The organism is Pseudomonas sp. GX19020, assembly GCF_023371075.1.
Lineage (GTDB): Bacteria > Pseudomonadota > Alphaproteobacteria > Rhodobacterales > Rhodobacteraceae > Pseudogemmobacter.
On record NZ_JAMCCR010000004.1, the window covers coordinates 25,960 to 46,016 of the forward strand.

Consider the following 20,057-nt stretch of genomic DNA (forward strand, 5'->3'; position numbering starts at 1 on the left):
ATCATGGCAGTTGAAGTTCTGATGCCGGCTTTGTCTCCGACGATGGAGGAAGGCACGCTGGCGAAATGGCTGGTGAAAGAGGGTGACGTGGTCAAATCGGGCCAGGTCATTGCCGAGATCGAGACCGATAAGGCGACGATGGAATTCGAGGCGGTGGATGAGGGGATCATCGGCCGGCTGCTGGTGACCGAGGGCACCGCAGGCGTGAAAGTGAACACGCCGATTGCGGTTCTGGTAGAAGAGGGCGAAAGCGCGGATGCCGTGGCTGCCGCCCCTGCCCCGGTCGCTGCTCCAACTGCGTCTCCGGTGGCCGCCGCCGCGCCGGCCATCGAGGCCGTCCCGGCAGCAGCTGCTGCACGCCCGGCGGTAGTGGAAGCCGCCAAAGGCTGGCCGCACAGCGACCTGCCCGAAGGTGTGGCGACGAAGACCATGACCGTGCGGGAAGCGCTGCGCGAGGCCATGGCGGAAGAGATGCGCGGGGACGGCAATGTCTTCCTGATGGGGGAAGAGGTTGGCGAATACCAGGGCGCCTATAAGATCAGCCAGGGTTTGCTGGACGAGTTCGGCCCGAAGCGCGTGGTCGACACCCCGATCACCGAGCATGGTTTCGCCGGGATTGCGGTCGGCGCCTCCTGGGGGGGGCTGCGCCCGATCGTCGAGTTCATGACCTTCAACTTCGCCATGCAGGCGATTGACCATATCATCAACTCGGCCGCGAAGACGCTTTATATGTCGGGCGGTCAGATGGGGTCTCCCATCGTGTTCCGTGGCCCGAACGGGGCGGCAGCCCGGGTTGGCGCCCAGCACAGCCAGGACTATGCGGCCTGGTATGCGGCGATCCCGGGGCTGAAAGTTGCCATGCCCTATTCGGCGGCGGATGCGAAGGGCCTGCTGAAGACGGCGATCCGCGACAACAACCCGGTGATCTTCCTCGAAAACGAGATCATGTATGGGCGGAGTTTCGAGGTGCCGGTGGGCGACGACTTCGCCATCCCCTTTGGCAAGGCCTCGGTGATGCGGACGGGGGCAGATGTAACACTGGTTTCGTTCGGAATCGGCGTTGCCCATGCGCTGGCCGCAGCGGAGCTTTTGGCCAAAGAGGGGATCGAGGCAGAGGTGATCAACCTGCGCACCCTGCGGCCGATTGACTATGACACGGTGCTGGCCTCGGTGCAGAAGACCAATCGTTGCGTGACGGTCGAGGAGGGCTTCCCGGTGGGCTCTATCGGCGATCACCTGGCATCGACGATCATGCAGCGCGCGTTTGACTATCTGGACGCGCCGGTCGTGACCTGCACCGGCAAGGATGTGCCGATGCCCTATGCGGCCAATCTGGAGAAGCTGGCGCTGATCACGCCTGCCGAAATCGTCACTGCCGTGAAATCGGTCTGCTACCGCTGAGGGAGGAAAAAAGATGGCAATTCAGATACTGATGCCCGCGCTTTCTCCGACCATGGAGGAAGGCATGCTGGCGAAATGGCTGGTGAAAGAGGGCGATGTGGTCAAATCGGGCCAGATCATCGCCGAGATCGAGACCGATAAGGCGACGATGGAGTTCGAGGCGGTCGATGAGGGCGTGATCGGCAGGATCCTGATCGCGGAAGGCACTGCCGGCGTAAAGGTCAATGATCCGATTGCCGTGCTGCTGGAAGAGGGCGAGGATGCTTCGGCAGCCTCTGCGCCCGCCGCTGCAGCGCAAGCCGCAGCAGTGGAAAGCCCGGCCGAGACGGCCCCGGTCGTGGCTTCGGCTACAGCACCGGCACCTGCTGCGGCACCGGTCGCCAGCGGCGCGCGCGTCTTTGCTTCGCCGCTCGCGCGGCGGATTGCGAAAGACAAAGGCGTCGATCTGACAGCGGTGAAGGGCACTGGGCCGCATGGCCGCATCGTCAAGGCCGATGTGGAACAGGCGAAATCGGGGGTCGCGCCGGCCACGGCGCCTGCGGCAGCGGCCGTCGCTGCGGGCTCGATACCCGCAGCGACGGCGACCCCGGCCCCGGCAAAGGCCGCACCCGCCGGGCTCTCGCCGGAGACAGTTCTGAAAATGTATCAGGATCGCCAGTTCGAGGAAGTCGCACTCGACGGCATGCGCCGCACGATCGCCGCGCGTCTGACCGAGGCCAAACAGACCATCCCGCATTTCTACCTGCGCCGCGACGTGAAACTCGATGCACTGATAGCCTTCCGGGCCGAGCTGAACCACGCCCTCACCGGGCGCGGTGTGAAGCTCTCGGTCAATGACTTCATCATCAAAGCCTGCGCGATTGCCCTGCAGGAGGTGCCTGATGCCAATGCGGTCTGGGCCGGCGACCGGATACTGAAGCTGAAACCCTCGGATGTCGCGGTTGCCGTGGCCATCGAGGGCGGGCTCTTCACGCCGGTTCTGCGCGATGCGGATAAGAAATCGCTCTCGGCGCTTTCGGCTGAGATGAAGGATCTGGCACATCGCGCGAAATCGAAAAAGCTTGCACCGCATGAATATCAGGGCGGAAGCTTTGCCATCTCCAATCTCGGCATGTTCGGGATCGAGAATTTCGACGCCGTGATCAACCCCCCGCATGGCGCGATCCTTGCCGTCGGGGCCGGGCTGAAAAAGCCGGTGGTGGCTGAGGATGGCTCGATTGGCGTGGCAACGATGATGTCGATGACGCTGTCCGTCGATCACCGCGTCATCGATGGCGCATTGGGGGCTCAGTTCCTCAAGGCGGTGGTCGAGGCGCTTGAGAACCCGGTCACCATGCTGGCCTGAGCCCGCAGAATAACTGGAAAACCGCACAAGGCGGGGGCTCTGCCCCCGCCTTCGCATTTTCAATGCGAAGGCTCCCCCGGGATATTCAGGAACAGATGAAATCAGCCACGTGCTTCGAGGTGTTGCAACAGGGTGATGCTGCGGCGTGCGACAGTTGCGATGACGCCCGCACCGATCAGCCAGAGCGCCCAGGTCATCAGGGTCGCGCCAGCGGTGCTGACCGGTAAAAACGCGGCGAGCAAAGCGGCAACGGTCAGGGCCGCCATCCGGTGCGGCTTCGCCATCGGGCCACGGAAATCGGGCGCAAAGCCTTCGGCGCGGCCCAGTTCCCGCAGCCAGGCGGTGATCAGCGCGAGCGCTCCGACCCCGAGGCCGAGTGCCGGCGCCGCCGCGAACAGCCCTGCCCCCCAGAAAAGCAACAGATCCGCGGCGCGGTCCGGGGCTTCGTTCCAGTAAGCGCCAGAGGGGGTCGCCGTACCACCCTCAACCGCGACCATGCCATCGAGCAGATTGCACAAAAGACGCAGCTGGATCGTCAGGGCGGCAAGAACAAGCAAGAGACCCTGCCCGATCGGCCCCGAAGCCGAGGCCGCCCAGAAAAAGAGCAGCCCAAGCGCGGCAAAGACCACTGAAGCCTGGGAAATCTGGTTCGGCGTGACCTGGCGTTGCACCAGGGATTGCGCGAGGCGGACCATCAGCCGGTTGCGGCGGGCACGGATCGGGCGACGGTTCGCCGCCTCTGCTTCCGGCCGGTGTTCCGCCTGAAAGATGGCACGGGGATCTTTCATGTCGTCATCTGTCATGGGTCAGGTCCAGAACCAGCGGGTGAGATGGAAGAAAATTGGCGCGGCAAAGACAACCGAATCGAGCCGGTCGAGAAACCCGCCATGACCTGCTATCAGGTGCCCCCAATCCTTCACGCCCTTGTCGCGTTTGATCGCAGACATCACCAATCCGCCAAAGAACCCCATCAGCGTCACCGCAAGCGCCATACCGGCCGCCTGGAGCATGGAGAAAGGCGTCATCCACCAAAGTGCGGCCCCGGCAGTTGTTGCCGTCATCACGCCGCCGATCAGCCCTTCCCAGGTTTTCGAGGGCGAGAGCTGCGGTGCCACAAGGCGGCTGCCAAACAGCTTGCCCCAGACATATTGCATCACATCTGAAAGCTGCACCGTAAAGATAAGCCAGGCGATCAGGATAACCGAACGGCCCTCATACCCTTCGATATGCAGCGTCAGAAGCGCGGGCACATGGCTCACGCAATAGACGCAGATCATCAGCGCCCATTGGGTTTCAGCAACGCGGGTCAGGAAGCTTTTCGTCTCACCCCTGAGTGCCGAAACGACCGGCATCAGCAGGAAGGCATAGACCGGGATGAAGATCGCATAGAGACCGTACCAGTCGAGACCTACCAGCCAGTACTGCACCGGCAGCACAATGAAAAACGCCCCGGCCAGCGACCAGTGATCGGCGCGGGCCTTGGCCGTCAGGGTCAGAAACTCCCTGAGCGCCGAGAAAGAGAGCACTGCGAAAAGGATCACCACTCCCGGTCTGCCAGCAAGGAAGGCCAGCGACAGAAGGATCACCATTCCCCACCAGGCCGCGATCCGGGCGTTCAGGTTCTCGATCACCGGATTGTCGCCATCCGGTGCGATCCTTGCGCGCAAAGCTTCGCCGATCAGGGTGGCGATCACCAGGATCACGCCCACGCCAAGCAAGAGCCAGATGAGATGCGGGGTCGCGCTCATGCCGGCACCGTCTCTTTCAGCGCGATCAGCGCAGCATGGCTGCGGGCGAGGAAATCCGCCTTGTCTTCGGTTTCGCCCAGATGCAGCGGGGCGCCGAAGGTCAGGGTGCAGATCAGCGGCAACGGAATGATCTCCCCCTTGGGCATTACCCGGTTGAGGTTCGAAATCCAGACCGGCACGAGATCAATTTCGGGATTTTGTCGGGCAAGATGGTAAAGGCCGGTGCGGAAGGGCAAGAGCGGCTCTTCGGTCATATTGCGGACGCCTTCGGGAAAGAGGATCAGCGAAGATCCCTCGGCCAGGGCCTTGCCCATCAGGGCAACCGGATCCTCGACCCGCTCTTCCGGGCGGCGGTCAATCAGCACGGCGTTGAAGACATCGCGACCAATAAAGGCGCGAAGCGGGGTTTTCAGCCAGTATTCCAGCGCAGCGACCGGCCGGGTGCGCGCCCTGAGCATTGGCGGCAGCACCGTCCAGAGCAGCACGAAATCGGCATTGGAAGTGTGGTTGGCGAAATAGACGCGCTGCTTTGGCAGCGGCTCGATCCCCGACCAGATAGCGCGCGGAGCAGTTACGATCCGCGCGAAAAGGGTGATTGCGCTGCCGACAAAAGCGGCAGCCGATTTGCGCAAGAAAGCCTTTACCCTGGAACCATTACCCGCCGTCAAATGCCCTGCTCACTCCGCCCTGAATTGCTGATCCATGCTCAGCGCAGGCTGGGCGCAGCCGGCCTTGCCAACCACGCGCGCCGGAACCCCGGCGACAGTGGTTTCCGGCGGCACTTCCTCAAGCACGACCGAACCTGCCGCGATCCGCGAGCAATTGCCGACCCGGATATTACCCAGAACCTTGGCGCCCGCTCCGATCAGCACACCATTGCCAATTTTGGGATGCCGGTCGCCGTCTTCCTTCCCGGTGCCGCCGAGTGTCACCGAATGCAGCATCGAGACATTGTCGCCAACGACCGCAGTCTCTCCGATCACGATGGAATGCGCATGGTCGATCATGATGCCCTTGCCGATCCGGGCAGCGGGGTGGATGTCGACCCCAAAGGCCTCGGACACCCGCATCTGCACGAAATAGGCCAGATCAACGCGCCCCTTTTCCCAAAGCCAATGGCCGATCCGATAGGCCTGCACCGCCTGGTAGCCCTTGAAGAACAGGACGGGCTGCAGGTAGCGATGGCAGGCCGGGTCGCGTTCATAGACCGCCATGAGATCGGCACGTGCCGCCGCGCCAAGTTCGGGCGCGGCACCATAGGCCTCATCGGCGATTTCGCGCAGGATCTGTTCGCTCATCTCACCCGAGGCGAGTTTTAGCGAAAAGCGGTAAGCCAGAGCCCGCTCAAAAGTGGCGTGGTGCAGCAGGCCCGAATGGATCAGGGCACCCAGAAGCGGCTCGGCGCGGACAGCCTCGACCGCTTCGCTGCAGATCCTCGTCCAGACCGGATCGAGCGTCGTGACACGTTGTCTGGTTTCGGCCATGGCAATCCCCGTAACGAGCCGCCGCAATCAGCGGGCGGAAACAGCAAGGATTATCTCCGATGCGGGCAGAATCGGCAATCAGGAAAGGAAGATGTTCCGGCCAGGCTCAGGGGGCCACTGCCAGTGACCGAAACGGACCCGCTCCGAAGGATGGCGACAGCTGGGCGACCATCGCCGTAAAGCCTGACTGCGCGCCATCCGCAACCTGCTGTGCCAGCGAATAGGCATAGTGAGGCGCGGATGTTGCCACCTCTCGTCTGATGACATCCGCGACGAGAATTCGCACCATATATCCCTCGCTTTCTTCGGAAAGCGGCACTTCGGTCTGTTGCCAGCTGTCGCCCCCGATCCGCGTCCGCCGGATCCAGCTTAGACTCAGATCCCGGCCGGCCTGCGCAGCGCTGCGCAAATGGCTGACTGGCATTGGCCGCAAGCCGATCCCGTCGAAAGCCGTCGCGATCTCAACCACATTCGGATCATCATAGCCACGCCCAGATGCACCGATCCGGTATCGGCGCGAGAGGCCCAATGCATTCCCAGCGAGTTCCATTTGCGCCGGCCCCCCATCCAACAGCACAACAGTACTGCCGACGGGCCAGGCTGCAGGCATGACCCCATCCGTCCCCGCCTGGCCGCGCAGCCGGAGCGAAATCTCCCAGGTTCTGGGCGCGACCAGCTCGGCCCCGGCAAACTGGATGACCTCCCAATTGCTGGCAGAGCCATCGCCGATCGCCATCACATTGGCGCCATTGAGCACCGCAACCGGATCGGCCGCACTCAGCACGCCTGCACTCAGCCGGATCCGCAGCGGCTCTCCCCGATCCCAGACGCCCGGCAGCGCGGCAAGAAGTTCGGTCTCGGTACGCCCGATGACCGACGGTGCGGAGACAATGCGGTTTAAGGTAAACCCGCCGACCGCAGTCTGCGACCAGAGCGCGACCAAGCCCGGCCAGGGGCGTGCTCCCACCGCAATATAGGGCCGATGCGGTTGTTCATCCCCCCTGAGCAGCGGCAGGTCGAGAAACACCGGCCAGACCGGAACCGGCGAGACAAAGGGTGCCAGGGAGGGCGGCACGCTGCCTTCATCGCGGACTTCATAGATCCCACCCTCAATTCGCACCGCCTCGATACGGCGCTGTTCGGTCTGCTCTACGCGCTCCACCCGCCAGGCTGAGCCATCTTGCGTTGATATCCGATCCCCCGGCCCGACATCCATACGCGAAAGCGGCAGGCTGAGGCGCAAACCATCCCGCGCGATCCGCGATTCTGCCAGCCAGCGCCGGGTCACACCAACCCCCTCCGCCGATGTCATCGCAAGCGAAACCTCGGTCCCCGCGACGCGGTGCAACCTGTCCCCGGGGTGCCGGGTCTCGGCCATCCGCGCCTCGTAACCTGCCTCTGCGTCGATAAATCCAAGACGGATCGACTCGCCGATCTCGACCACTGGCGCGCGCGTCACTTCGGCCTGGCCCTCCAGCTCGTCCACCGCATAGAGTTCGGGGTCGAGCCGGTGATCAATGCCTGGCAAACGGCGCTGGAAGATCAGTTTGCCACCAAGGTCGAAAGCATCGACGCCGAATATCTGCAACAGCGGTTGCAGGCTTGCGCGCCCGCTTTGCACCTGATCCACCAGATAGCCGCGCAGAACAGCCTGCGCCGTGGCAGTCTCCGCCATCGCGATACCATGACTGCCGCAAATCTCTCTGATCACGGCCGAAAGCGCCTGGCCGGTCGCCCGCCCGCTCAGCCAGTGGCCGCGCAGATAGGCCGGCCCGTCGGTCCATTTATCCACGCGGCCAGGGAATTCCGGGAAAGGCCGCGCATCCCAGGCCCAGACATGGGCGCGGCTCATATCTATCATCCGCCCGTCATAGAGCGAGGATCGCGGATTGATCGCCGGATCGCGCCAATAGCTGTTCATGGCGCGCAGATATTGCATCTGGATCAGGTCATCCCTCGCCCCGTTCGAGGACCGGGGTAATGCCGATTCCGAGGACATGAGATCGAGGAATTTATTCGGCTGGTTGGTGCCCTTGTCGACCGCCGCACAGCCATATTCGGTAAAGAGGATCGGCTTTGATTGCGGCTTCCATGCCGTCGGGGTGAGTGAACGTTCCCCACCTGCCCGGCTGTGATGCGGCATCTGCCACCAGTTGCGCAGATCCTTGACCCGAAATACCCAGGGCTCCGCAAAGGCGCCATCTTCAATGGGCAGCCGGAGCTGGGCCGCCTCCCCCTCCGGGCTGTCGTAATACCAGTCGAACCCCTCGCCGCCCTCGATATTGGCCTTCAGATAGTCCGGGTTCCAGACCGCCAGCCAGGCGGCGTCGGCGTGATCTTCGCCATCACGCCAGTCGGAAAGCGGCATGTAATTGTCGATTCCGATGAAATCCACCGCCGGATGCGCCCAGAGATCATCCAGCGGGAAGTAGAGATTTCCATCCGCGACATAGCTGCCATATTCGGTCCAGTCAGCGGCATAGCTGATCTTGACCGCCGGCCCGAGGATCACCCGCACCTCAGCCGCAAGCTGTATCAAGGCCGCCACAGCCGGGAAAGCGTCGTCTTCATTGCGGATCTGCGTCAGGCTGCGCATCTCAGACCCGATACAGAACGCATCGACGCCACCGGCAAGGGCGCAAAGATGCGCATAATGCAGGATAAAGCGGCGATAGCCCCATTCTTCCGGGCCAGAATACAGGATATGAGTGCCCGCCGCGCTGAAATGCGCCGGCTGTCCCGTGCCGAAAAAGGCCGCAACCTCGGTGTCGGCCAGTGCCGTTCGATCCGTGCTCCCCTGACGCCCCGGTGCCTGATCGGTGGTGATCCGTCCGCGCCAGGGCATGACGGGCTGATCCGCCGCATCTGACCAGGGATCGGGAAGCCGGTTCTCCGGCTGTTGTTCCATCAGGATAAACGGATAAAACATCACCTCTTTCCCATCCGCCCGGATGGCGCGTATCGCCTCGATGACCGAGGCATCGGCAGGCGTGCCGCCATAGACGGGGCCGCTGTCGCGCCTGGGCACTTCGCCGGCTGTTGCCCGTGTCACGCCCCCCGCATGCCAGGCCATCCCCTGACCATCATGGTCGCGCTGTTCGACTTTGGGACGGATCTCGCACCTGCCGCAGCGCAGATCGCTTCCGAACCAGGACACGACCAGCGACACCGAACCACAATTCGGCAACTCGCCAGAGAGCTGATCGAGCCCGGTTCGAAAATCGGTATGGCCCGAGGGCGAGGTGCTGTTGATCGCGACATTCTCGCCCGGGCCATAGCTGAAATGGACCGGGGTCGTCGCCAGCGCATATTCTCCGGTTCCGGGGATCATCGCGACAGCACTCACCAATCCGGAAAGCGTATCCTCAGGGGCCACATGCGGCCCCTGCGCACTGCGCACCACCTCGAAACTGAACTGCGGCACCCGGTTGCCATAAGCGGTCACGTCGAGATCCTCGATCACCACATAAGCAAGACCGCGAAACGCCGGCACTTCCCCCTCGCCCTCGACCGCTTCGATCATGGGGTCGGGCAGTTGGTCCTCAGTGCCATGATAGACCCGGAGCGAAAGGCTGCCCGGCTCGATCTCGGTACCATCGGCCCAGATCCGGCCAACGCGCAGGATCTCGCCCTCGCAAAGCCCGATCGCGAGGCTGACCGTGTAAGAATACTCCGTCACCGACGGCCCCGACGGCGCCCCCTTGCCACCCCGCCGGGAGCGGCTGTGCTCCTCATATTGCGACGCCCAGATCACATGGCCCGCCAGCCGCATCCGGCCCCAGAGCTTTGCGATGGCTTTGCCCTCACCCGCGCTCATCAGCCGGAGCCGGTCAATGCGACCGACCTCAACTGCATCCGCGCCCCCGCCGAGGATCTTCTGGTCAATGACCCGACCTACAGTAGCCCCGACTGCGCGCCCGATAACGGCGCCCGAAAGGCCCAGAACAGTGCCGCCAAAGCCCGCACCAAATGCGGCTCCGGCCGCCGAGAGCAAAAGCGTTGCCATCGTGTATCGCTCCGTCTGTCAGATCGGCGGAAAGGAAAAGCGCGCAGCAATGCGCCGCGCCCAGGGGAATGTAAGTGCGCTTTCACTGACCGCATGACCGGAAAAGGCATGGATGAACCGTGCATCGCGCCCCGTGGCCGACTGGAGCCCAAGGTGCTTTGCCGCCCCTCCGTCCCGCATCCGGAACAAAAGCACGTCACCAATGGCAGGCGCGGTCTCTTTGGCGATCAGCCAGGTGAGGGCCGCTTCCTGTAAAACCTCGCCTGCGCCGGCCTCGGCCCAGTCGGCGCTGTAGGCTGGCAGCGCACAGGGCTCGACCCCGTAGAGCTTACGCCAGATGCCCCGGATCAGACCGAGACAGTCGGCGCCGGCGCCAGCACAACTCGCCTGATGAACATAGGGAGTTCCAAGCCAGAGCCGCGCCTCCGAAACCGCGCGCAATGCCGTGCGAAGTGTTGGGTCAGTTTCTCCCATTGGTATTCGCCCAGATCGGCAAGACGCGCCGGCCCCCGGTCGCGGGTCGGTCAGAGCGCGGGTAGCTTGTCAGCCAATCCTCCTCCGGAAGATGAGGAAAACCTCGAAAATTATTGAAATTTCTGAACTTATCCCGACAGCTTCCAACCTGTTTATCGCAACCGGCAAAGAGCCGAAGCTGATCCCCCGCCATCAGCGGCGCACGAATGCCCTCCCAAAGTACGACGCGCCGCCCCCCGGGCCGCAGATCATCCGAGCGGATCATCGCGCTGAGACCAGCTGCAGCGCCGCTGAGCACGTTCAGCCGGCCATGTTCAAACCAGCGCGGATCAAAGCCCGGCAAGGCTTCAAAGGTGAATTCTCTGCGATCATCGCTGACCTGCTGCAGTCCGATGTCGCAGAAATAGCCAGGGGTCTGGAGGCTGACCTTGCAGCGAACATCCCCCAGCACGGCCGAGCAACTCCGCGTATAGGCAAAGCCTCCCGGCTGCCCCAATGGTTCAGCAAGGCCGCGCACCTCCGCCCGAAATGCCGCGCCACGCCGGCTCACCTCACCCAACGAGCCACGAAACAACTCGCGCCGCTCTGAGGGCTGCGCCCAGGCTGCAAGCCAGATCCGCACCTCGGCACCGTCATACCGCCCCGCATCCAGATCTTCAGCCGTGATCGCCGCAGCACTGAGCGCCCCGACAACCTCGGAATTGTCCACCGCAAGGCCTGTGGCCTGTTGAAGTGCGCTTGCGGTCAGACCCGACCCCGCGCGATGGACCACTCCTTCTACTGCAAGATCACAATCGTGATCGGTGAAGCCAAGCACCTCGCCATCCGGCCTTTCAATGGTCCACAGATGGCAAAGGCCCGTCACCCCGGTCTGCAAATGCTCGTCCAGCGCAAGTCTCACAGTCTGATCTCCACCACCGGGACATTCGGAACATCGCCGGCCTGAAAGTTCGCGACGGAAACCTGGATCCGGTCGGCGTCGAACCGCACCGGCACATCGAACTCAAACCCGGCAGTGACCCTTGCGCCCAAAGGAGGAGGCACTTCGAAAAGGACCTCGCCCTTCGCGCCGTCGACCGTGAACTCGATGCCCTCGACCTTTGGATCATCGGCCAGCGCGACCAGCACGGACCCCGCCACAGGCTTGCGGATCGGCCGCGAATAATCTTCCGCACCCGATCTGTAAGACTTCAGAAGCGGGAAAGCCGTATTTACCCCATCCCCATGGCCGAGAAACTGATCCAGGGGACCAACCTTGCCCGATGGCAGACAGGAACGATAATCCGACCAGTCCTTCCAGCGAAACCCATGCAACTGCCCGCGCCGCGCCTCGAAAAAGGCGATCAGCGCCTCCAGATCGTCCAGTGATCTGAGCCCGACCCCCGCGTCGTAATGCCGGCGCGAATGGGCCCAGGGAGTGTTGCGCTCCTCGAACCCGTTGGTGAGCGTCACAATCTCGGTGCGGCGCTCCGGCCCGCCGACCGAACCGAAGCTCAGATTGGCGGGGAACCTTACTTCATGAAACATGCGCCTCTCCTCACCGGTTGCGCTGACCGCGCGCCAGTGCACGGCCCAGCTGTGCCGCGATCTGGCTTTCCGAGCGCCGGAACCCCGTCACATCGGGGGTGGAAATGTTCATCACCACATGCACAGGCTGCCCGCTGCCCTGGGTCAGCACCCCGAGCCTCCCATCCGCGCCGCGGCTCAGTGGCATGATGGCCTCCGGCCCGGCCTCGCCCATCAGCCCATGCCCGCCCCGCATCGGAAACGACACCGGGCCCGAAACCACACCACCATTGGCAAAAGGCATGACCCGCCCCTGCGCAAAACCCGCGCCATTGGCAAAGGGCATCAGCCCCGACATCAACCCGTTGATCCCATTTGCAATCGCGCCGCCGGCCGCAGTGTGGATCGGCCGCATCGCCACCGAATAGACCGTATCCACAATCGTCTGAGCCACCCCCCTCAGCGCGTCCGAGAGCCGCATCCCGTCAAAGGCCAGCCCGTCAAACGCCCGCCTGAGGCCCCCCGCAATACCATTCGACAACGTCGAAACTTCGCGCGAGGTGAAGGTCGCACTGTCCCTCAGCCGTGCCAGCTCACCATCAAAAGCCGCGACCATCGCAGCCGATGCCCCCAGCCTGTCCTCAAGCCCCGCCAGCTGTTCCGCCAGCAGATCCGGTTCCGCCATTTTCGTCCCCTTTCATTCGTGCTGCCCCCCGATCGGGGAAAGATGCGGTGAGTTCTGCCAGCCGCGCCCGCGTCAGGGGCGGAGCTCCCCGCTCCGCCCCCAGCATGATCCGCAACTCGACCGGCGTGATGCTCCAGAACACGCGCGGTTCCAGCCCCAGCCCATACAGCCCCGCCCGGATCAGCCCCGGCCAGTCGAAGCTGCGGTTCATTTCGTCTCTCCGAGCGAGAAAGCCCGGGCCAGAAGCTCCGCTGCGGCCTTTGCCGCAGCCACCGGCCCGCCGCCGATCTCGACAGCGACCAGATCGCCCGCCTGTCCCCTCCAGCCGCCGCCCCTCAGGCCCGCAACCACCAGCGCCAGCACGTCACGGCCCGAAAACCGCCCCCCCTCGAACCGCTCGACCAGATCCATCAGCGAGGCCTCACCCAGCCCCGCCTCCAGCTCCGCCAGCGCGCCAAGCGTCAGCTTTGCCACATGCGGCACCCCATCAAGCGTGATCTCCACCTCACCCGCATGAGGGTTCACCATCAGAGCGCCGTGAAGCTTAGGACGCCAGCCGAGGCGAGCGAGACCTCATAGGTCGCCTCGCCATTATGGCTGCCGGAATATTCAAGGCTGGTAATCTGGAACTGTCCCTGCACCACGCCGAAATCCGGGATCACCACCTGGAAGGACGGGATCTCTCCGTCAAAGAAGATCTGGCGGGCGCGCTCATCGGTTTCGGCATCTCGAAACACGCCAGACCCCGAGATGCTCGCCGATTTCACCCCCGCCCCCGCCAGCAGTTCGCGCCAGCCGCCAGAACTCTCAAGGCTGGTGACCTCCACCGTTTCAGCATTGAAACTGGCGCGGGTTGCCCGAAGGCCGGCAATGGTTTCGAACTGGCCATCGCCAGTCTGGTCGATCTTGATCAGAAGGTCTTTCCCGGCCTGAACTGCCATGGTTGTCTCCTTGAAAGGTGGTTGCGAGGGTCAGAGTTCGATCCGCGCCCGGAAGGTCAGGTCGATGCGCCGCACAGCGCCCTCGCCGATCCGTCTCGCCACAGCGCGGTCAAAGGAAAGGCGCACCAGCCGTCCGCGCGACAGCGCCGGCATCGGCCCCGCCAAAAGATCCGAGATCGCCACTGAAACGGTTTTTGCCGCCAGAAACCCCTCGGCATCACTGATCACACTGATGACCAGCCGGTGATCCGCGCCCTCTCCCGATTGATCCGAAGCATCGCGAACCTCCTCTGGCCCGATCAGCACGAAAAACCCCGGCGGCGATGGCGGCAGTGCGTCATGCACCGCAACCCCCGCCAGAGCCGGCGCCGTGCTCAGGCGCCGGAAGACCGCAATTTGCAGGGCTGCTGCTGCGGCATAGCTCATTTCGGCGCCTCCTCGCGGCAGGTGCAGGTCAGCCACAGGCCGCCCTGCTCATTCTCGGCCACCGCGAGGATGGTAAAAATGCGGGCCCCCAGCCTGAACCGCTGTTCTGGGCGCGGGCGGGCGGGCGTCCCGACGGCTGCGCCGCGCACCGTGATCCGCCAGGCCACCGAGGACAGGATTACTTCCTCACCCGAAGGATCGCGGCCACTGCCCGCCACCATCTCTGCCCAGAGCAGACCCACCAGCGCCCAGCTCAGCGTGAACCCTCCGACGCCGTCCGGAAGCCGGCTTGCCTCCTCAAGCGCGAGCTGCTGGCGCAGCTGCGGCACCCTCATCGCCGCCCCCCGCCCAGCACGCGGATCAGCCGCCAGCGCCCGATCAGGCTTTCGACCGCGCCTGGCAGACCCGCACCACGCGTGCCCGGATCATGCCGGAATTCGTAATATTCTGCTGCAAGCAGCATCACCGCCTGTTGCAGATCAGCAGGCACCCCGGCCCAGGTCGCTGAGAAACCTGCCTCGAACAGCAGCCTTATCCCACCCCCGGTCGCAGGTTCCGGCAGCGCGGCACCCGTCCCTGCGACCCGCGGGCGATGCTGATCCTGTATCAGCCGGTAGCGCGCCGGATTGACCGCACTTGCGACACCTGTCGACGAGACCAGTTCGACACTCACCAAAGACGAGACCGGCGCCAGCGGCAAAGCCTGGGTATCAGCATCGCGCCAGACCTCCATCTCCAGCAGGAACCGCCGCCGGATCAGCGCCTTGGCAACCCGCCCTTCGATCGCCGCAATCGCCGCGCGCAGATGGCTCTCCAGCAGTGCATCCTGATCCGCCGCCAGCGCAAACCCGCTGCCAAGACGCAGATGTTCCTTCAACGCGTCCAGCGGCAGGCTCGCCACCGGCACCACGGTCTCTTCCGTCAGTCTCATAGCCTGCGCCCCCCAATACTCTCAGCCGAAGAAAGCGGGCCAGGCCGCGAACGGCCCGGCCCGGCATCAGGTCGTCAGGAGGTCGCAACACGCAGCAGTTTGATGGCCGCGTAATCGGCAATGTCACCGCCCACGCGCTTGGTGGCATAGAAGAGGACATGCGGCTTGGCCGAGAACGGGTCGCGCAGGATGCGCAGATCCGGGCGCTCAGCGATGGTGTAGCCGGCGTTGAAATCCCCGAACGCGATGGGGAAGCTGTTTGCGCCAACGTCAGGCATATCCTCGCAGATCAGCACAGCATAGCCCATCAGACGCGCGGGCTCACCCGCCGCCAGTCCATCCGACCACAGGAAACGGCCATCGGCATCCTTCATCTTCCTGACCGCGCCGGCGGTTTTGGAATTCATCAGGAAAGTGCCATTGGCGCGGTAATCGGCGCCCAGAGCATAGACCAGGTTGATGATGCAATCGGCGGGATTACTGGTCGCGAAATCCGCCGCAGCTCCCGTCGGCACATAACCGAGATTACCCCAGGCCCAGGAGACATTCGCCACCTTGGCCGGCAGCAGGATGCCCTTTGGCTTATCAACGCCATCCCCGTTGATAAAGGCCGAAGCCTCGGCGCGGATGAAACGCGTGGCGATCTTGCCCGCAAGCCAGCCTTCCACGTCAAAGGCGCTGTCATCAAGCAGCCGCTGGCTCGCCTTCGGCATGGCTGAGAGCTCATGCAGCCGGATCTGGATCCGCTCCAGCGTCGGCGTCGCCGTCTCGGTCGTCGCCACTGCCTCGGTCGCCCAGCCCGAGCCGACCTCGGAACGATCCACCAGCACGTCGAACGAGGTCGCATCGACCTGCACAACATTGGCCACCGAGCGCAGGCTCGAGGTCGAGACCAGCATAGAGCGGATCTGGTCGGCCGTCTGCGGCGAGACGAGATAGCCGCCATCTGCCGCCACGGCCGTCGACATTGCTTTGCCCTCAAGGCTCAGCCCGCGATAGCCCTCGTCATCGCCCGATCGCAGATAGGCATTGAACGCCTGGCGATGCGGCGCGTTTTCCTCCGGCACGGCGGAAAGTGCCGGACGGCCCCAGGCCATGGTTTTCTTCTGAAGCATGGTCAGTCGCTCTTCCTGATGTTGCAGCGATTGTTTCACGTCAGCCTGAAAGAAACTGAATTCCTTCAGGAATCCGGCCATAGCGGTTTTCACCTCGGCAGCCGGGCTCAGGCCCGGGGTGATCTCCCCGGCCCGGATCTCTTTCTCCGTCATCCGTTCTTCCTCTTGTCAGGCAGAATTCCCGGGGGCGCGCTCAGCGCCTCGCAAGGTCACGCCTTGCGCTCTCAAACAGCGCGGCGAGCCCGTCGAAAACCGACGTCACCTCTTCGGATTTTGCCGCCACCCGCGCCTCGCTCAGCATCGGGAAAGTCACCAGAGAAACTTCCCAAAGCTCGACTTCCAACAGCCTGCGCCCCTTGCCCTTGCCGGCACTCTGACCGGCGCCCTCGCGCTCGGCCCGCAGCGTCCGGTAACCGATCGACAGCCCGTCCAGCGCGCCCGCTTCCAGCAGAGCCGCCGCCTCGCGCCCCTTTGCCACTTCGGTCAGGAGGCGCCCTTTGACCCAAAGCCCGGTCGCATCTTCGCGGACCTCATCCCAGATACCGATGGGCTGGGTCGGATCATGTTGCCACAGCATCCGCACCCTGCCGCCTTTCGCCTTAAGACGCGCCAGCGATTTCGCGTAGGCCCCCGGCGCAACCAGATCACCGCCCTGGTCCCTCACCCCGAACAGCGAGGCATAGCCCGACAACTCGCACCCCTCGCTCAGCGTCAGCGCCGCTTCGGGCCGGCAGAATTTATGTTCCAGCATCCGCTCACCCTCATTTCATCGCCGCCCGGATCACCGCTTCGGCGCCCTGTGCCAGCAAAAACGCCGCCCCCCCGCAGACCCCAAGCCAGATCCGCCGCTCCAGCCGCTCCAGCGCCGCGTCGATCTGGCCAAGGCGGAATTCCAGCGCCGCCCAACGCTCCTCCATCACCCGTTCATTGGCCTCGATCCGGGCATGGGCGGCGTCGAAACTGTCAAAGACAAAGCGCGACCCCGCCCCCTCTTTGCGCTGGTTCATGCGCTCCCCTCATCGCCCGGTTCCGCCTCCGGCTCCGGCAGAGGCGGCAGACCCAGAAGCGCGCGTTTCTCCGCCTCGCTCAGGAAAGATGCCGACCCAACCCGTGCCCATTGCTGGTCGCGCTCGACCGCCAGTGCCGGGATCTGGTCCAGATCAGGCCGCAGCCCGACCGCCTCCCCCCCAAATCCGGCGAGCCAATGCGACAGCGCTGCCAGCACCCGCGACGCGAGCGGCAAGACCGTCAGCCGGTAAAAGGCCCGGTTCGCCTCCTGATAATTGGCGTAAGTGGCGTCGCCGGGGATTCCCATCAGCATCGGCGGCACCCCAAAGGCGACCGCAATTTCGCGCGCCGCCGCAAGCTTGGTCTCGTGAAACTCCATATCCGAGGGCGAGAACCCCATCGGCTTCCAGTCCAGCCCACCCTCCAGCAGCATCGGTCGTCCGGCGTTCCGCGCGCCCTGGTGATGCGCCTCCATTTCAGACACCAGCCGGTCATACTGGTCCGGCGTCAGAACGGACTGCCCGTCGGCGCCCTTATAGATGATCGCCCCCGAAGGCCGCGCCGCATTGTCCAGAAGTGATCTCGACCAGGCCGATGCCGCATTATGCACATCAACCGCCACCGCCGCCGCCTGCATCGGCGACAGGCCATAATGGTCATCCTGCGGATGGAAGCTGCGGATATGGCAGATCGGGCTCAGCCCTTCAGTGACATCAAAGCGATGCACCCGGCCCGCCACCGTATAGTCAAACGCCACCGGCCAGCCATCCGCCCCCGGCACCAGCGACATGCGGTCGGGGCGCAAGGCGTGCAATTCCCCCGGCAGCGCACCGCTTCCCGGCCCGGGCACCGCCTCCACATAGGCATTGCCGCTGAGCAAAAGATGACCGTAAACCGCCTCCAGAAGCTCCGCCCGCCCCTGCGCCCCATTGGGCCGCGCCAGCAGCGCCAGCACCGGATGCGCCTCATAGCGACGCCCGCAATCCTGACAGATCACCGGCAAAGCCGCCGCCGCTTCGGCAATCATCCTGACTGCACGGAATCCGACCGGATTGCCCTGAAACCCCGCCCGGGTCAGCGAGACGGCGTCGCGCGCACCGCCCGCAACCCGGCCTCCACTTCCCGTCACCACGCTGCGGGCGATCACCCGCCCCGTCGCGCTCGCCTTCTGCCCGGGCACCGGCGGCACCCTCGACCTGCCTTTCAGGAAATCGAACACAAAGCCGCTCCTTTTGTAAGCCATGCGAAAGCCGCCCCGAGAAAGGCACTCCGCCGCTCATTTCCTCTTGATCCAAATACTCCGGGGGTCCGGGCGCGGGTCCCCGGCCGCACTTCCGCAGTGCAGCCTCAGATCGTGCGCATCCCCGGCTGTCCGATCCGCGAAGAGGGCACGATCATCAGCTCGGTCAGTGCCCAGACCAGAGCGTCCAGCCGGTCCGGGCTTCCTTGCCCCTGCCAGCCGGTCCGCGTCATCCGGACCATCTGCGCCTCGAGATCCCCGAGCCCCCGCCGATGCGCGATCCGGCCCTGTTCGTACAAAGCCGCCACCGGTTCGGCGCGCAGCATCTTGCCCCGCATCGCCCGCACTTCGCGCACCGGCACCAGCGGATCAACCTGGCGCACGACACCAGCGACCAGATCACCGCCCTGGTTCACCTCGACGACCAGCCGCTCCGCCGAAAATTCCTCCATCGCCGCAACTGCCGCCCGCGCCCATCCATCCGGGCTCGCGCCGCGCACTGTTCGGTCCGCCAGCACCACCGCCCGCCACTCGCCGGGCGCTCCGCTCGTATCCGCGCCCACCACCACGATGCCGCATTCGTCGGATTTCTTGGTCGCCGTCACCGGAGGGTCGACAGCCACCACCACCCGCAGCGGCCGGACCTCGGCCGCCGCCTGCGCCTCGGTGATCATCGCCTGTGACCAGAGCGCCCCTTCGGCCTCCTCGATCAAAAGCCCCTCAAGCTCCTGTCGCCCCTGCGAGGTGCCGCCATAGCGCGCCTTCACCTCCTCAAGATAGCTCTCGGCCAGCCAGGCCCGGTTAGCCTCGGTGGGCGCATGGGTCACCACCGTAGAAGGGTTCTGCAAAATCGCCTTCAGCACCGCCACATTCCGCGGCGTCGTCGTAACCACCTGCTGCGGATTATCCCCCAGCCGCAGACCGAACTGCAGCTGATCCCAGGTCTCCGCCGCCTTCGGCCATTTCGCCAGCTCATCCGCCCAGGCCGCGTCGAATTGCGGCCCCCGCAGCCGTTCCGGATCATGCGCCGAAAAAAGCTGCGCCACCGCGCCATTCGCCCATTCCAGCCGGTTCCTGGACGCAATCCATTTCGGTCGCCGGTCCGGTGGCGAGCAGGCCAGAATGCCGCTTTCTCCCAGCACCATCACTTCACGCGCCTGCTCCAGCGTTTCCGCGACCAGCGCCACGCGCCGCGCCAGCCCCGGCGCTTCAGCCGTGTCACCCTCGACCATGGAACGCACCCATTCCGCTCCGGCGCGTGTCTTCCCCGCACCACGACCGCCCATGATCACCCAGGATTTCCACGCGCCTTCAGGCGGCAGCTGATGCGGCAACGCCCAGAAATCGAAGATCCACGGCAGCGCCCGCAACGCATTGTCACTCAAGCCGCCCAGAAATTCATCAATCTCCCCGGGCAGCGCGGAGGCGAGCCAGTCGGCGCCCGATCTCATCCCGCGCCGCCCCGAGGTCGAGTTCGCCGTCTCCTGCGCCCCCTCCGGCAAGCTCTTTGCGGAGTTTCTCGACATTCCTTCTCTCCTCCAGCAGCGCCTTTGACAAATCGGCGAGATCCCTGACCGCCCTGCGGCCCTCTTTCGCCAGTTCGAACCGGCCCGCGCGGATCCCCGCGAAAGCCTCGTTCAGCTCCTCCACCGCGATCCGGTAAAGCTCTTCGGTCAGGTTCAGCGCGCCCGCCGCCTCACGCGCGCGGGCGGGGTCGCCGCCCCCTTCCGCAAATATGATCGTCATA

23 protein-coding genes are annotated in these 20,057 nt (G+C 64.4%); 2 read left to right on the forward strand and 21 right to left on the reverse strand.

Annotated elements, in window-relative coordinates:
• Positions 1-3: 3 nt before the first annotated feature.
• A complete protein-coding gene (locus tag M3484_RS09085) occupies positions 4-1,401 on the forward strand; it encodes a pyruvate dehydrogenase complex E1 component subunit beta (protein ID WP_249496628.1) in 1,398 nt (465 codons plus the stop codon).
• Positions 1,402-1,414: 13 nt separating this feature from the next.
• Positions 1,415-2,746, forward strand: a complete 1,332-nt coding sequence (locus tag M3484_RS09090) for a pyruvate dehydrogenase complex dihydrolipoamide acetyltransferase (protein ID WP_249496629.1) — start codon at positions 1,415-1,417, stop codon at positions 2,744-2,746.
• Between the two features lie 101 nt (positions 2,747-2,847).
• On the opposite strand, the gene M3484_RS09095 is transcribed toward M3484_RS09090, so the two are convergent.
• The 21 genes from M3484_RS09095 to M3484_RS09195 form a co-directional block, all read right to left on the reverse strand.
• The gene (locus tag M3484_RS09095) at positions 2,848-3,549 is read right to left on the reverse strand and encodes a CDP-alcohol phosphatidyltransferase family protein (RefSeq protein WP_249496630.1); all 702 of its coding nucleotides are present in this window, start codon (positions 3,547-3,549) and stop codon (positions 2,848-2,850) included.
• A 3-nt stretch (positions 3,550-3,552) separates the two neighbouring features.
• Positions 3,553-4,494 carry a phosphatidate cytidylyltransferase gene (locus tag M3484_RS09100; RefSeq protein ID WP_092896654.1) on the reverse strand — a complete coding sequence of 314 codons (942 nt, stop codon included), beginning with the start codon at positions 4,492-4,494 and terminating at the stop codon, positions 3,553-3,555.
• Positions 4,491-5,126: a lysophospholipid acyltransferase family protein gene (locus M3484_RS09105; RefSeq protein WP_249496631.1), complete on the reverse strand. Its 636-nt coding sequence runs from the start codon at positions 5,124-5,126 to the stop codon at positions 4,491-4,493. Before M3484_RS09105 ends, M3484_RS09100 begins: the two co-directional genes overlap by 4 nt.
• A 45-nt stretch (positions 5,127-5,171) precedes the next feature.
• Positions 5,172-5,978 carry a serine O-acetyltransferase gene (cysE, locus tag M3484_RS09110; RefSeq protein WP_092896650.1) on the reverse strand — a complete coding sequence of 269 codons (807 nt, stop codon included), beginning with the start codon at positions 5,976-5,978 and terminating at the stop codon, positions 5,172-5,174.
• 106 nt (positions 5,979-6,084) lie between these two features.
• Positions 6,085-9,984: a baseplate multidomain protein megatron gene (locus tag M3484_RS09115; protein WP_249496632.1), complete on the reverse strand. Its 3,900-nt coding sequence runs from the start codon at positions 9,982-9,984 to the stop codon at positions 6,085-6,087.
• A gap of 18 nt (positions 9,985-10,002) precedes the next feature.
• Entirely contained in the window at positions 10,003-10,458 is a 456-nt protein-coding gene (locus M3484_RS09120) for an NlpC/P60 family protein (protein ID WP_249496633.1), read from the reverse strand.
• The gene (locus tag M3484_RS09125) at positions 10,445-11,359 is read right to left on the reverse strand and encodes a phage/gene transfer agent baseplate hub protein (RefSeq protein WP_249496634.1); all 915 of its coding nucleotides are present in this window, start codon (positions 11,357-11,359) and stop codon (positions 10,445-10,447) included. The genes M3484_RS09120 and M3484_RS09125 overlap by 14 nt, the downstream gene beginning before the upstream one ends.
• Positions 11,356-11,985: a DUF2460 domain-containing protein gene (locus M3484_RS09130; RefSeq protein WP_249496635.1), complete on the reverse strand. Its 630-nt coding sequence runs from the start codon at positions 11,983-11,985 to the stop codon at positions 11,356-11,358. Before M3484_RS09130 ends, M3484_RS09125 begins: the two co-directional genes overlap by 4 nt.
• Positions 11,986-11,995: 10 nt before the next feature.
• Complete coding sequence (locus M3484_RS09135; protein WP_249496636.1) at positions 11,996-12,649, reverse strand: RcGTA-type gene transfer agent tail tape measure protein; 654 nt, start codon at positions 12,647-12,649, stop codon at positions 11,996-11,998.
• Positions 12,606-12,860, reverse strand: a complete 255-nt coding sequence (locus M3484_RS09140) for a rcc01693 family protein (protein WP_249496637.1) — start codon at positions 12,858-12,860, stop codon at positions 12,606-12,608. Before M3484_RS09140 ends, M3484_RS09135 begins: the two co-directional genes overlap by 44 nt.
• Positions 12,857-13,177 carry a gene transfer agent family protein gene (locus M3484_RS09145; RefSeq protein WP_249496638.1) on the reverse strand — a complete coding sequence of 107 codons (321 nt, stop codon included), beginning with the start codon at positions 13,175-13,177 and terminating at the stop codon, positions 12,857-12,859. The genes M3484_RS09140 and M3484_RS09145 overlap by 4 nt, the downstream gene beginning before the upstream one ends.
• A complete protein-coding gene (locus M3484_RS09150; RefSeq protein WP_249496639.1) occupies positions 13,177-13,590 on the reverse strand; it encodes a phage major tail protein, TP901-1 family in 414 nt (137 codons plus the stop codon). Before M3484_RS09150 ends, M3484_RS09145 begins: the two co-directional genes overlap by 1 nt.
• A gap of 30 nt (positions 13,591-13,620) precedes the next feature.
• Positions 13,621-14,016, reverse strand: a complete 396-nt coding sequence (locus tag M3484_RS09155; protein WP_249496640.1) for a DUF3168 domain-containing protein — start codon at positions 14,014-14,016, stop codon at positions 13,621-13,623.
• Positions 14,013-14,351, reverse strand: a complete 339-nt coding sequence (locus M3484_RS09160; RefSeq protein ID WP_092896630.1) for a head-tail adaptor protein — start codon at positions 14,349-14,351, stop codon at positions 14,013-14,015. Before M3484_RS09160 ends, M3484_RS09155 begins: the two co-directional genes overlap by 4 nt.
• Positions 14,348-14,947 (reverse strand): head-tail connector protein, encoded by a 600-nt coding sequence (locus M3484_RS09165; RefSeq protein ID WP_249496641.1) that lies wholly within the window; start codon positions 14,945-14,947, stop codon positions 14,348-14,350. Before M3484_RS09165 ends, M3484_RS09160 begins: the two co-directional genes overlap by 4 nt.
• Positions 14,948-15,021: 74 nt before the next feature.
• Positions 15,022-16,215: a phage major capsid protein gene (locus tag M3484_RS09170; RefSeq protein WP_249496642.1), complete on the reverse strand. Its 1,194-nt coding sequence runs from the start codon at positions 16,213-16,215 to the stop codon at positions 15,022-15,024.
• Positions 16,216-16,255: 40 nt separating this feature from the next.
• Positions 16,256-16,813 carry an HK97 family phage prohead protease gene (locus M3484_RS09175; RefSeq protein WP_249496643.1) on the reverse strand — a complete coding sequence of 186 codons (558 nt, stop codon included), beginning with the start codon at positions 16,811-16,813 and terminating at the stop codon, positions 16,256-16,258.
• 10 nt (positions 16,814-16,823) lie between these two features.
• A complete protein-coding gene (locus M3484_RS09180; protein ID WP_249496644.1) occupies positions 16,824-17,069 on the reverse strand; it encodes a GTA head formation protein, RCAP_rcc01685 family in 246 nt (81 codons plus the stop codon).
• A complete protein-coding gene (locus M3484_RS09185) occupies positions 17,066-18,289 on the reverse strand; it encodes a phage portal protein (RefSeq protein ID WP_249496645.1) in 1,224 nt (407 codons plus the stop codon). Before M3484_RS09185 ends, M3484_RS09180 begins: the two co-directional genes overlap by 4 nt.
• Positions 18,290-18,417: 128 nt before the next feature.
• Positions 18,418-19,761: a DNA-packaging protein gene (locus tag M3484_RS09190; RefSeq protein WP_249496646.1), complete on the reverse strand. Its 1,344-nt coding sequence runs from the start codon at positions 19,759-19,761 to the stop codon at positions 18,418-18,420.
• Positions 19,712-20,056 (reverse strand): hypothetical protein, encoded by a 345-nt coding sequence (locus M3484_RS09195; protein WP_249496647.1) that lies wholly within the window; start codon positions 20,054-20,056, stop codon positions 19,712-19,714. Before M3484_RS09195 ends, M3484_RS09190 begins: the two co-directional genes overlap by 50 nt.
• Between the last annotated feature and the right edge of the window lies 1 nt (position 20,057).